Below are 12,858 nucleotides of genomic sequence, written 5' to 3'. Positions count from 1 at the left end.
CGTCACAAGCCATGAGCAAAAAAAGAACCGCGCATATCATTTCCCATACGCATTGGGACCGGGAATGGTATCTGCCTTATGAAAAGCATCATATGCTGCTGATCCAGCTGATGGACACGCTGCTTCATACGCTTGAGCGCGATCCGGAGTTCAAGAGCTTTTATTTGGACGGCCAGACGATTATTTTGGAGGATTATCTCCAGGTGCGGCCGGAAAAAAAGGAGCAGCTTGAAGCGTACATCCGGGAAGGCCGCATTCATATCGGGCCTTGGTACATTTTGCAGGATGCATTCCTGACGAGCAGCGAAGCGAACCTGCGCAATCTGCAGATCGGGCATCAAGACGCTGCACGGTACGGGACGATCGCCAAGGTCGGCTATTTCCCCGACACGTTCGGCAACATGGGGCAGGCGCCGCAAATTTTGCGCCAGGCGGGTATCGACAACGCGATGTTCGGCCGCGGCGTCAAGCCGACCGGCTTCAACAATACCGTGTCCGATTCGGACTACGAATCGTCGTTCTCCGAGCTGCTCTGGGAAGGTCCGGACGGCTCGCGGGTGCTTGGCATCTTGTTCGCGAACTGGTACTGCAACGGGATGGAGGTTCCGACGGACGAGAAGGAAGCGAAGGAATACTGGGAGCGGAAGCTGGCGGATGCCGAGAAATACGCTTCCACCGGGGAGCTGCTGTTCATGAACGGATGCGATCACCAGCCGATCCAGCAGGACTTGTCCGATGCGATCCGTACGGCGCGGAAGCTGTTCCCGGACACCGACTTCGTCCACTCGAACGTGGCGGATTATTTGCAGGCCGTGAACCGGTCCTTGGACCGGGAGCTGTCCGTGGTGAAGGGCGAGCTGCGCAGCCAGCGCACGGACGGATGGTCGACGCTGGTCAATACCGCGTCCGCCCGCGTTTACTTGAAGCAGATGAATCAGCGGGGGCAAGCGCTGCTGGAGAAAGTGGCCGAGCCGCTGGCGTCCTTCGCGCACTTGCTGGGTAAAGAGTATCCGCACCATTTGTTCACGTACGCTTGGAAAACGCTGATGCAGAATCACCCGCACGACAGCATCTGCGGCTGCAGCGTGGACGAGGTGCACCGCGAGATGGTGACCCGCTTCGACAAAAGCCGCCATGTGGCCGAGACGATCGTCGACGACAGCAAGCGTGTCATCGCCGAAGCGATCGACACGTCCGTCTTCGCCCGCATGGGCGCGGAGGCGCGTCCGCTCGTCGTCTTCAATACGACGGGCTGGGAGCGGACCGGAGTCGTCACCGTGGAGCTGGACGCGGAGCGCTTGTATTTCCGCGACGGCTTCCCGCTGGACGAGATGAGCCGCCGCATGCAGGCGCTCGACGTCTCCGGCCGCACGCTGGTCGATGCGGAAGGCCGAGCCGTACCGTTCACGATGCAGGATCTGGGCCTGCAGTTCGGCTACGACCTGCCGGACGACAAGTTCCGCCAGCCGTATATGTGCCGCAGGGTGAGCCTCACCTTCGAGGCGAAGAACGTGCCTGCGCTCGGTGTCGCCGCGTACGCGTGGCTCAAATCGGCCGATCCGGCTTCGTCTCCGGCTGCCGATGCCGCTTCGCTGCTGAACGGCGACCGGGTGATGGAGAACGCCCTGCTTCGCGTCGAGATCGCGGAGGACGGTTCCCTCGCCGTGACGGACAAGCAAACGGGCCGCACGTTCCGCGATTTGGGCGTGTACGAGAATACCGGCGATATCGGCAACGAATATATGTATAAGCAGCCGAACGGCGAGACGACGCTGACGACGAAAGGACTGAAGGCGGATATCCGCATCGTCGAGGATACGCCGTACCGTGCGACGGTGGAAATCGTGCACGAATGGTCGGTTCCGGCATCCGGCGATGCCGTATTCGAGCAGGAGAAGCGGGAGCTGGTCTATTTCCCGCATCGCCAAGGGCAGCGTGTCAAGGACATGGTGCCGCTCACGATCCGCACGCAGGTCAGTCTGAGCCGCAGTGGCCGCGGTGTCGAGCTGCAGGCGTCCTTTAACAACCAGGCGAAGGATCACCGGCTGCGCGCACTCTTCCCGACTGACGTGGAAACGGCCGTACACCGCGCCGATTCGATCTTCGAGATTGCGACGCGGGACAACGAGCCGGCGGCGGAGTGGGAAAATCCGAGCAATGCCCAGCATCAGCAAGCGTTCGTCGACGTAAGCGGAGCAGGGGCGGGCCTCACGATCGCCAACCTCGGGCTTCAGGAGTACGAAGTGCTGCGGGACGGACGCAATACGATTGCTGTCACGCTGCTTCGATCCGTCAGCGAGCTGGGCGATTGGGGCTTGTTCCCGACGCCGGAGGCGCAATGCCTCGGCGAGCATACGGTGCGGATGGAAATTATTCCGCACAGCGGCGACGGCTCGGCTTCGGGCGCTTTTGCCGAGGCGTACCAGTTCCAGATTCCGTGGACGGTTTGCCAAACCGGCGTGCACGGCGGTCCGATCGCTTCGGGCTATGCCCCGTACCGCTGGGAAGGCGGCGCGCTTGCGTTCTCGTCCATGAAAGTGAGCGAGGCTTCCGGCGATCTCATGCTGAGATGGTTCAACATGGAAGCGGCCGGGACGGAGCTGGGGCTGCATTCGGCCCGCGGCGCGGAATCGGTCTACAAAAGCAACGTCTTGGAGGAAGCGGGAGCGCTTGTTTCGGAGGAGCCGAACCTGTCTCTGCCGGTCGGTCCTTACGAGATTGTCACGCTGGGCGTTAAGCGCAAATAAGATATATGCTGCAGGGCAGTCTAAACCTCACGAATCGGGGTTTAGGCTGCTTTTTTTGTGTCTGCTTTTCCAAAAAAGACACTTGAAGTACACATCGCGTTCTTATAATGGAAGAGATGATGAGAACGGAGGCAAAAAGCATGAATCCAAAGCAATACCAGCCGGCTTCTGCAGACGGCCAAAAACAGCTTCAACCATTCCGCAGCTTTGTCGAATCGCTGCAAGATCCGATCTACCGGCTTGCGTACCGGCTGCTCCAAGACCGCGAGCTTGCGGCGCAGGAAGTGGAGCGTACGTTCGTCGAGGTGTTTCGCAGATATGCGGAGGAAGGGTTTGCGCCGACGAACGGTTCCATGAGGACGGCTGCTTACCGGATGCTTATTCACCGGTGCAAAATGGCGAAAGCCGCGGGCAAACGCAGGCTGAAGCCGCGCAAGCTCAGCCCCCGTACGATTCTCGAAGCCGTCGATGCGCTGCCCGATGAGGTAAGGCTGATCGTTTCGCTCAAGTACGAATGTCAGCTATCCTATGAAGAGATCGGGGAAATTTTGGAGATGTCCTCGGAACGTGTAAAAAAAGGCGTTTGGCGGAGCAGGGAACGGTTAAGCGAATGGATGGAGGAGCCCCGCTCCCCTTTGAGCTTCGGGATCATTATGCATTAATCCAAGACCTTGGGACAGTAAAGCTTCCGTACAGGTCTTGGATTTATTTTTTTCTGGGGGCTATTTCAGCCCCGGTAAACGTAAGAAGGCGGCGCTTCGACAGAGCCCAAAGCTGTCGGACGGGCTTCGTTTACTTCGGCAACAGCGTCCGAGATCAAGCTGTGGTGATGCGACTGACGGCATACCGGATCCGTCTGCCAGGCATCGCCGGTGAGCAGGTAGGCTTGGCAACGGCAGCCGCCGAAGTCCTCGAAGCGGCGGTCGCAGCTGCGGCACGGCTCCGGCATCCAATCCGTGCCGCGAAAGGCGTTCAGCGCGGCGGATTCGGACCAGATCGAAGCGAGGCTCCGGTCCCGGACCGAATCGAACGTGAGCGTCTCGATGCTCGAAGCGGCAGGGCAGGGCAGCACTTTGCCGCTCGGAGACACGGTGAGCGAGATCCGGCCCCAGCCACCCATACAAGGCTTCGGAAGCTCGGCGTAATAATCGGGGACGACCCAGATCAGCTCCATTTGTTTGCTAATCCGCTTCTTTAGTTCGTCAAAAGAGGCTTCGGCCGTCTTGAGCTGCTCCTTCGTCGGCATGAGCGTTTCCCGGTTGACGAGTGCCCAGCCGTAATACTGGGTGTTGGCCAGCTCCAGTCGCGACGCCCCCCAGGAGAGGCAAAGTTCAACGATTGCCTCCAGTTCCCCGATATTGTGCCGATGCAGAACGACGTTCATATTCAAAGGAAGGCCTGCGACCCGGATGAGGGCGGCGGCTTGCCGCTTTCTATCGAACGCCTGGAAGCCGGCAATATGGTCGGACAGGCTCGGGGTTGCCGCTTGAAGGCTGAGCTGCAGGCTGTCGACCCCGGCTTCCGCCAACCGGCGGAGCCGTGCTTCGGTCAGCCCGACGCCGCTTGTGATCAGGTTCACGAATAGGCCGAGCGAACGCGCCCGTTCGATGAGCAGCTCGGTGTCGGCCCGCAGCAGCGGCTCCCCGCCCGTCAGGTGTAGCTGGACGACGCCCAGCCCGGCGGCTTCTTCCAGGACGCGCAGCCATACGTCGGTAGGCAGCTCGTTGTCCCGCCGCTCCAGCTCCTGCGGATTGGAGCAGTACGGGCAGCGGAGGGGACAGCGGTGAGTCAGCTCGGCGGTCAGCGCGTACGGCAAGCTCATAGACATCGTTCCACCCAGCCTTCCTCTACGGCCTCCGTTAAAAATTCAGCAATGTCGTCCTGCAGCCCGGTTTGTCCGTACTTCGCTTCCAACTCGCGCGTCAGCTCCCCGACGGTTCGCCGCCCGTCGCACAGCCGCAAAATCGCTCCGGCGGTCTCATTCAATTGAACGACACGCTCCGGGAGGAGCAGCAGCTCCTGCTTGCGCAGCGCGTCGAATTTCAGGCGGGCGGGGGGGCGAATGGCCGGCCGTTCCTGCAGCCCCCAGCTCATGCGCGGCTCTCCGCATCCGGGTAAGCGAGCTGCAGGGCATCAAGGAGTGACCATAGCACGTCGCACTTGAACGAGAGCGCGGCGACCGCCCGTTCCTGAGCGCGGCGGGTGCGGCATTCGCGCAGCACGAGCTCCAGCCCGTGATCGGAGTCGCGCGGCGCTTGGTGGAGCCGGGTGCGGAAATAGTCGAGCCCCTGCGGACGTATCCACGGATACAAATCCTCGAAGACGACGATGCGCCGGGAGACGAGCGTCGGCGCGAACAGCTCCGTCAGGGAGGAAGCGACGGCCTCCGGCCACGACTGCAGCCTGCAGAAGTTGACATATGCGTCGACGGCGAAGCGGACGGCAGGGAGCACGAGCCGCTCGCTGAGCAGGTCCTCGCGGGAGATATCGACGGCTTCTCCGAGGCGAATCCACGCTTCGATGCCGCCTTCGTCCCCCTCGCGGCCATCGTGGTCGACGATACGCTGCAGCCAGCGGCGCCGGTCCTCCCGGGTAGGCAGCTTGGCCAGGATGAGTGCGTCTTTGACCGGGATGTTTTGCTGATAATAAAACCGGTTGGCAACCCAGGCCCGAAGCTGCTCCGGGCTGAGCTTTCCCTCGTGCATGCGGACGTGATATGGATGCTTGTCGTGATACCGCTGTTCTCCGATCCGGCGCAGCCGCATCAAGAATTCGTCGTTCGACCATGGCTCGCTCATCGTCATACCTCCAGCTCCATGCCGTCGTATCCGATTTCGATGCCGAGCGCAAGCAGCGTGTGGCATTCGGACGACGCGGGATTCAGTATCGGATTGGTGTTGTTGATATGCACGTAAATTTTACGCGCCGCGGTCAGGCGGGCAAGCCGATGCAGGCTCCCGTCCGTTCCGTCGATCGGGACATGCCCCATGTCCCAAGCGGCGAGATCCGAGACGCCCAGCCCCTTCAGCTCGTCTGCTTGCCAGAAGGTGCCGTCCAGCAAAATGCAGTCCGCATCCGTCAGCATCCGCTCCAGCTCGTCCGACCAGGCCTCTACGCCCGGGGCGTAGACGGCTTTGCCGCCGGTCAGCCGGTCCTCGATCCGGTAGCCGACAACCCAGACGGGCGCTTCCTCGCCTCCGTCTCCGCCCAAGCAACCGTAAGCATAGCGAGGTGCTTTCGAGCCGAGACAGAATGGGATAACCTCCAGCCTTCCGCCGAACAGGGCAATAGGAACGCCGGGTGTAATTGTCCGCCAGTGTGCGCCAGCGTAAGGCTCCAGCATATGGCGGACGGGAAACGGCCCGGCCAGCGCTTGCATGACCGGACCGGTCGCATAAATGTCCAACTGCCCGCCTTCCCTTAAACTAAGCAGCCCGATCGTATGATCGAGCTCCGCATCGGTCAGCAGCACCCCCGCAATCGGCGTGCTGCGGAGCCCCGGTCCGGGCCGAAGGGAGGGCTGCGCTTCGATCTGCTGGCGGATATCCGGCGTAGCGTTGATCAAGTACCACGCGGCTCCGTCGTTGCTGACGGCCACGCTGCTTTGCATCCGGGTAAGCGCCTGTCCGTCGCGGGCGCGTGCCAAGCGGCAGTTGGGGCAAGCGCAGTTCCACTGCGGGAAGCCTCCTCCGGCCGCCGTCCCGATAATTTTGAGAAGCATCCGTCGTCCCCCTTATAGAAGGGATGCCGGATTTCTCCGGCAACCCGATTGTTGTGCGCTGCGGCTTCAGGAGCCGCTTATTTCTGGCAGGCATAACCGGTCACTTCGGCGCAGACGTCGATGATTTTGGCTTTTGGCTTGACCCACATCGTCGTTCCCTCCTTCCGTACTCGAATTCCCGGTAAAGTACAATCCGGCTGCAAGCTGCCGTTAACGGCAGGAAAACGGGCGCATCGGACCGGGGGCCATGTCCACAATGTATCCTATTCGAACGTCTGCAGTGATATGTATTTTTATGGAAAAATGACTCGGGTTTTGTTCAAAATTATCCTCTTGGATTGTTTGACTAAACCTATTTTTTAGCTTGGCCGGTCCCGCGCCTCTTCGTTACGATAAAGGGATATCAAACTAAGACGAGAAGGAGATAGGATTGAGATGATACAGCAGTTGGACATGACGCAGCCTGCGGTGGCCGAGCAAGTGCTTCGGGTGCAGCTTCCGGCCTACCGTGTCGAAGCGGAGCTGATCGGCTTCGACGGCATTCCCCAGCTCCGGGATACGGTCCAGACGTTGATGCAAGCGGAGGAGACGTTTTACGGCTATGCTGCGGACGGGACGTTGGCGGGGGTCATTGCGGTCGAAAAGCAGGAGGACGTGCTGCACATTACCCGGTTGGTCGTGCATCCGGATTATTTTCGCAGAGGCATCGGGAGAAGCTTGGTTCAGTACGCGCTCGAATCCGAACCGGGCATCCGCAAATTTGCGGTGAGCACGGGGGCCAAAAATGGTTCCGCAATCTCGTTATACAAGCAATTCGGATTTGCGGAGACCAAAGACGTCGAAGTCGCGCCCCAAGTGTTCATTACCATATTGGAAAAAGAAGTTAATTAATCCGGCTTGCGTCCGGAAATTACGATGCTGCCTAACCCGTCCTTATGGGCCTCTATAAGACGGGTTTTTTCGTTTGAAAATGGCTGTCTACGGCGGCGAAAAGCCGGGAACATTTTTTGCCCGGGCGGATGTACAAGAATTGAGCCTTGCCGAGCGGACGGCGTTTCTGTAAGAATAGGTTTCTGTAAGAATAGAGATGCAATAGCGGCCGAGTCCCGCGCGTTCTGCTTGAACTGGGGGGACGTTTGGCCGAAAGCCGCTGGGAGGGACCGGAATGAAAATGAACATAGTGAAAATTTTGACGATCCTGGCATTAGTGATGCCCGGCTGGTTGGTCTCGACAGGAGGAGGGATCGGGATGGCCGCTACAGGGAGCTTGGTGTTGAACGGCGATTTTGAAACCGTTGTCACGGACAGCTCCGGGAAGTGGACGGGAGGAAAAGCGCCGTCCAACTGGACAGGCGGATTCAAGGTCGGCGGCGGCGCCTTCGCTGTGGACTCAACACAAGCGCACGGCGGTACGAAGGCCCTGAAGCTGTCCGGAAGCGCGACATCGGACCGGGCTTCCGTCACGCAATCGCCGCTCGTCACACCGAATAAAAGCTATAAGCTGTCTTTGTGGATGAAGACGGACAACGTGAACGCCGGAAGCGGCGGCATGTATGTCCGGACGCAGTATCTTAACTCGAGTACGAAAATCGGCGACGGCCCGCTGACGCCGAAATTAAAAGGAACCAACGACTGGCAGCCGTACGATCTGTATTTGACGATTCCTTCGAACGTGAATAAAGTCGTGGTGGAGCCGATCTTCGATTTTGCTTCCGGTACCGCTTGGGTGGACGATGTGACGCTTACGGAGTGGACCGGGGCGACCGGTCTTGCCTTGGAGCCAACCGGCGTATCCGTCGAAGTGGGGAAAACCGCGCAGTTGACTCCGGTCGTTACGCCGAGCAGCGCGGCACCCGACGTAACGGTGCTCTGGTCGTCGTCCGACGCTTCGGTCGCTTCCGTATCGGCGGCGGGCTTGGTTACCGGTAACAAGGTAGGTTCCGCTACCATTACCGCTCAGACCGATGACGGCCGTTTGTCGGCGCAATCGATTGTCAGCGTGGAAAGCGCCCAGATGATGCAGGCCTACGATGCAATCCGGCTGAAATGGCTGGACAAGCTGACGGGCGGTACCGGCTATGACCCTGCGGATGCCGACTACGCTTATTTTTTGGACAGTCTGGCTTCCTCCGTCAGCAATGCGGAGCAAACCGGATTTTGGAACAAGCTGAACACGGCGGCGGGACGCACGTATCTCTGGAGCGATCTGGCCAGCACGACCGTCTCCGCGCAGATGACATCGAATTTCTCCCGCCTAAGAACGATGGCGGTTGCTTATAAGACGCCTTACTCGGCCTTGTACAACAATCCTGCGCTGAAAAAGGATCTTGTCGAGGCCATGGACTGGATGTACGCGAACCGGTACAACGAGAATAAAACGCCGTATGACAACTGGTGGGATTGGGAGATCGGGGCGGCTCAAACCATTAATGATATTCTTGTGCTGCTGTATGACGATCTGAGCCCGGCACAGGTGGAGCAGTACATAAGAGCGATCGACAAGTTTTGCCCGGATCCGGTCTATTCCTCCGTTCTCGGAGTGAAAGGGAAGAAGCAGAACGGCGCGAACCTGCTGGACAAGGCGCTGGTGGTCACGCTTCGCGGCGTGATTGGCAAAAACGGCGCGAAAATCGTACAGGGCCGCGATGCGATCGGCAGCGAGTTCGTCTATACGACGAGCGGCGACGGGGTGTACCGCGACGGCTCGCTGGTGCAGCACACGAACATCGCTTATACCGCAGGGTACGGCGGGGTGTGGCTGAAGGGCGCTGCGGATATGGGCTACATGCTGAACGGCTCGCCTTGGCCGATTACGGACCCGCGGACGAACACCGTGTACGATTGGGTGTCGCAAAGCTTCGAGCCGATCATCTATAACGGGCTTGCGCTCGATATGACGAACGGGCGGGGCATTTCCCGGCAGACGGCTGGCTCCGCACGGGGGCTGATGATGACCATCCTGCGCATGTCCGACGGCGCACCGGCGGATAAAGCGGCCGCTTACCGCAGCATGGTCAAGGAATGGATTACGAAGGACCAAATCACGACGAATTATTACCAGGCCTCCTCGTCGATTTATGAAATCAAGCTGCTGAAAGGATTGTTGAACGATCCCGGCGTGCAGCCGCGCGGCGAGCTGGTGAAGAGCCAGATTATGGCGGGCATGGACAAAGTGTTTCATTTCCGTCCGGGTTACCTGTTCGGCGTCAGCCTCTTCTCCGACCGGATCTCCTCGTTCGAGAAGGGGAACGGCGAGAACCTGAAGGGCTGGTTTACGGGCGTGGGCATGACCTATTTGTACAATGACGATCAGACGCAGTACCGCAATGATTTTTGGCCGACGGTGGACTCGTTCCGACTGCCGGGCACAACGACGGACGGCTCCGGCAAAACGCTGACGGCGACCGATTGGGCAAGCTATCCCAACACCCAAACATGGGTGGGCGGCTCTACGCTGGACGGTCTGTACAGCGCGGTCGGCATGGACTTTACGCTCAAGAAGCTCACCGGAAGCGACCTGCAGGGCAAAAAGTCTTGGTTCCTGCTCGACGACGAAATCGTCGCGCTTGGCGCGGGCATCACCTCTACGGGCAGCAATCCCGTGGAGACCATCGCTGACAACCGGAAGCTCACGGACGGGAACGACAACATTCTGACGATCGACGGCGCGGTTGTGCCGAAGGAGACCACAGATCTCAATCGGACGGTTCAATGGGCGCATCTGACCGGGAATGTTCCGGGGACGGATATCGGGTATTATTTCCCGAACGGAGCGAATGTGGCTGTGAAGCGGGAAGCGCGCACCGGCGCATGGAAGGACATCAATACGGGGTTCAGCTCGACGCCGATCACCCGCAATTACTTAAGTCTGGCATTCTCGCACGGCGTCAAGCCGGTGAACGCGGATTACGCTTACGTTCTGCTTCCGAACCGGAATGCGGCGGCAACCCAGAGCTACAGCGCGCAGCCGCCGGTGTCGATTCTCGCAAACAACGCTCAGGTGCAGGCGGTGCGAAAGCCGTCGCTCGGGATCACGGCGGCGAATTTCTGGCAAGCCGGGACGATCGACTCTTTGACGGCGAGAAATCCGGTATCCGTGATGGCGAAGGAACGGAATGGAGAAATTACGCTTTCCGTTTCCGATCCGACGCAGAAGCAATCGTCGGTGACTGCCGAGCTGAACCGCGGCTCGCTGGTACCGGTAAGCCAGGACAGCACGGTGCAGGTCGTTCAAACGTCGCCTAAGCTGATCGTACAGATCAACGTGGCCGGTTCGGCAGGGGCAACGCACACGATCAAGCTGCGCGACCCGCTCGTCCCGCACTGGGAGGGCGGCGCGCTGCAGGCCGCTAACGTCTCGGAAACCGGCGTATCCCTCGCCTGGTCCGGGGCGGTGACGAGCTCGGTAACCGATGCGACGTATCGCATCTATCAGAACGGCGCCCCGATCGCCAGCGTCAGCGGCAGCACCTACGGGTATGACGTGCGCCAATTGGCGCCGGGCACGACTTACACGTTCACCGTACAGATGGCGGATGCGGGCGGACGCGTCAGCACAGACGGTCCGAGCGTCACAGTAACGACTTTGCGTACGGAGCGGCCGGATACGGCCGCTCCTACTTGGCCGCCCGGCAGTACGCTAACCGCGGCGGAAGCGAACCGCGGCGAAGTCACGCTCGCTTGGACGCCTGCCGCCGATGACAACGGCGTAGCCGGATACCGCGTCGGCTGGGGCGCCGGTCAATCGGCTACCGTGGCCGGAAGCGTGTATTCGACCGTGATCCGGGGCTTGGCCCCGAACACGGCGTATACGTTCCGCGTCGAGGCGGTGGACGGCGCGGGCAATTGGAGCGCCGGCGGCCCGAGCGTGACGGTGACCACGGCGGGCATGGAGCCCGGGAAGCCGGGTCCCGGCCCGGGGCCGAAGCCTGAGCCCGGCCCAACGCCTGAGCCTGGTCCTGGCCCGCTGCCTGAACCAGGCCCTGGCCCCGGACCGTCGCCGAAGCCTGATTCGAGCTCCGATTCGGATTCCAGCTCGGACTCGGGTTCGAACTCGTCAACACCCGAAGCTTCGCCGAGTTCCACTTCGCAGCCGGGAGCATCCGGCTCTGTTGCGGCGGGATCGAACGAGCCGTCGAAGAAGCCCGGCACGGTCGTCGTGAAGGAAGAGGAGCTGCAGCGAGCAGCGAATGGTAAAGTGACGCTGCGCATGGACGAATCGGCGTCAGAACTGGCGCTCCCTGCGCAAGCGGCCTCCTTGCTGCGGAACAATCCGCTGGAAGTGGAAATCGGCAAGGCAGCGCTCACGATTCCGGTCGCGGTGCTGGCACAAGTGAGCGGCAGCCTGCCTTCTGATTCGGTGGACGCGCGGATTATGCTGCGTCTGCGTCCGGCGGCAGAGCAAGCGCTCGCGCCGAATGCGGCCAAGCCCGACCCGTCATCAGAGCTGCGCTTGGCGGGAACGGTGTATGAACTGCAAATCGACGCCGTCGCGTCAAACAAACCGGTTTTCCGTCCGGAGAAGTTCACTGCGCCGGTCGTGCTGAAGCTGCCTTACGATGCGGCCCGGACAGCCGATCCGGACAGACTGGGCATCTACGCCTATAACGAAACGTCGAAGACATGGGATTTTGTCGGGGCGAAGGTCGATAAAGCGGCGGGGACGGTATCGGCCGCCGTTACGGCCTACCGCACGTTCGCCGTACTGGATTACGACAAATCGTTCGCGGATGTGCCGGAGGATCATTGGGCGAACCGCACACTGAAGGTCATGGCGTCCAAGCATATCGTCAGCGGCGTGACGGAACGCGAATTCAACCCCCAAGGAGCGACGACGCGTGCGGAATTTGCCGCCATGCTCGTTCGCGCTCTTGGACTGAAAGCAAGCCCGTCGGGGACGTCTTTCCACGACGTGGACCCGAAAGCGTGGTATGCGGACGCGATTGCGGCTGTTCATGAAGCGGGGGTAGTCGACGGAGTGACAAGTACGTCGTTTGCTCCGGGCGAACCGATCACCCGGGAGCAAATGGCCGTCATGCTGATGCGGGCTTACGCTTTCCAGGGCGGCAAGGCGGCAGCGCCAGATGTACAGCAGCTTGCAGGCTACCGGGATGCCGGACAAACTTCCGCATGGGCGGAGGACGCGGTCCGGCAGGCGGTTCAGCTAGGCTTCCTGCAGGGGCAGGCGGAAGACCGGCTTGCTCCGCAAGTTCACGCAGCACGCGCCGAAGTCGCTCAAGTGCTGCTGCACATGATCACGGCAGCAGACCCGCAGGGGAAATAGCACTTGCCGGACAGGACCATAGAAAGCCATCCATGCGGGCGTACCGTGTCTTTTTGACCGGTGCGCCTGTGGTCTTGCCAAATGGCAGGACGACGCATTAGACTATA

Annotated in this window: 8 protein-coding genes; 4 read left to right on the top strand and 4 right to left on the bottom strand. The window is 60.5% G+C overall.

Features of this window, described 5'->3' with window-relative positions; genetic code table 11:
* Window positions 1–11 precede the first annotated feature (11 nt).
* Window positions 12–2,747 carry an alpha-mannosidase gene (locus QMG93_RS01305; protein ID WP_281933097.1) on the top strand — a complete coding sequence of 912 codons (2,736 nt, stop codon included), beginning with the start codon at window positions 12–14 and terminating at the stop codon, window positions 2,745–2,747.
* 140 nt (window positions 2,748–2,887) lie between these two features.
* Complete coding sequence (locus QMG93_RS01300; RefSeq protein ID WP_281933096.1) at window positions 2,888–3,409, top strand: RNA polymerase sigma factor; 522 nt, start codon at window positions 2,888–2,890, stop codon at window positions 3,407–3,409.
* Between the two features lie 65 nt (window positions 3,410–3,474).
* Here the strand turns inward: QMG93_RS01300 and pqqE are convergent, their stop codons facing one another.
* The 4 genes from pqqE to pqqB are packed head-to-tail and all read right to left on the bottom strand — an operon-like array spanning window position 3,475 to window position 6,468.
* Window positions 3,475–4,569, bottom strand: coding sequence for a pyrroloquinoline quinone biosynthesis protein PqqE (pqqE, locus tag QMG93_RS01295; protein ID WP_281933095.1), 1,095 nt, complete (start codon window positions 4,567–4,569; stop codon window positions 3,475–3,477).
* Window positions 4,566–4,841 (bottom strand): pyrroloquinoline quinone biosynthesis peptide chaperone PqqD, encoded by a 276-nt coding sequence (gene pqqD / locus QMG93_RS01290; protein WP_281933094.1) that lies wholly within the window; start codon window positions 4,839–4,841, stop codon window positions 4,566–4,568. Before pqqD ends, pqqE begins: the two co-directional genes overlap by 4 nt.
* Window positions 4,838–5,545: a pyrroloquinoline-quinone synthase PqqC gene (gene pqqC / locus QMG93_RS01285; RefSeq protein WP_281933093.1), complete on the bottom strand. Its 708-nt coding sequence runs from the start codon at window positions 5,543–5,545 to the stop codon at window positions 4,838–4,840. The genes pqqD and pqqC overlap by 4 nt, the downstream gene beginning before the upstream one ends.
* Window positions 5,546–5,547: 2 nt before the next feature.
* Entirely contained in the window at window positions 5,548–6,468 is a 921-nt protein-coding gene (gene pqqB, locus QMG93_RS01280) for a pyrroloquinoline quinone biosynthesis protein PqqB (RefSeq protein WP_281933092.1), read from the bottom strand.
* Window positions 6,469–6,903: 435 nt separating this feature from the next.
* Here pqqB and QMG93_RS01275 point away from each other — a divergent pair, with 435 nt between their 5' ends.
* A complete protein-coding gene (locus QMG93_RS01275) occupies window positions 6,904–7,359 on the top strand; it encodes a GNAT family N-acetyltransferase (RefSeq protein ID WP_281933090.1) in 456 nt (151 codons plus the stop codon).
* A 274-nt stretch (window positions 7,360–7,633) separates the two neighbouring features.
* Window positions 7,634–12,751, top strand: coding sequence for a polysaccharide lyase family 8 super-sandwich domain-containing protein (locus QMG93_RS01270; RefSeq protein ID WP_281933089.1), 5,118 nt, complete (start codon window positions 7,634–7,636; stop codon window positions 12,749–12,751).
* Window positions 12,752–12,858 lie beyond the last annotated feature (107 nt).

It is taken from the genome of Paenibacillus tyrphae (genome assembly GCF_027925525.1).
Taxonomy (GTDB): Bacteria; Bacillota; Bacilli; order Paenibacillales; family NBRC-103111; genus Paenibacillus_G; species Paenibacillus_G tyrfis_B.
The sequence above is the reverse complement of the archived record's forward strand: the minus strand, read 5'-3'. Positions and strand labels throughout refer to the sequence as shown.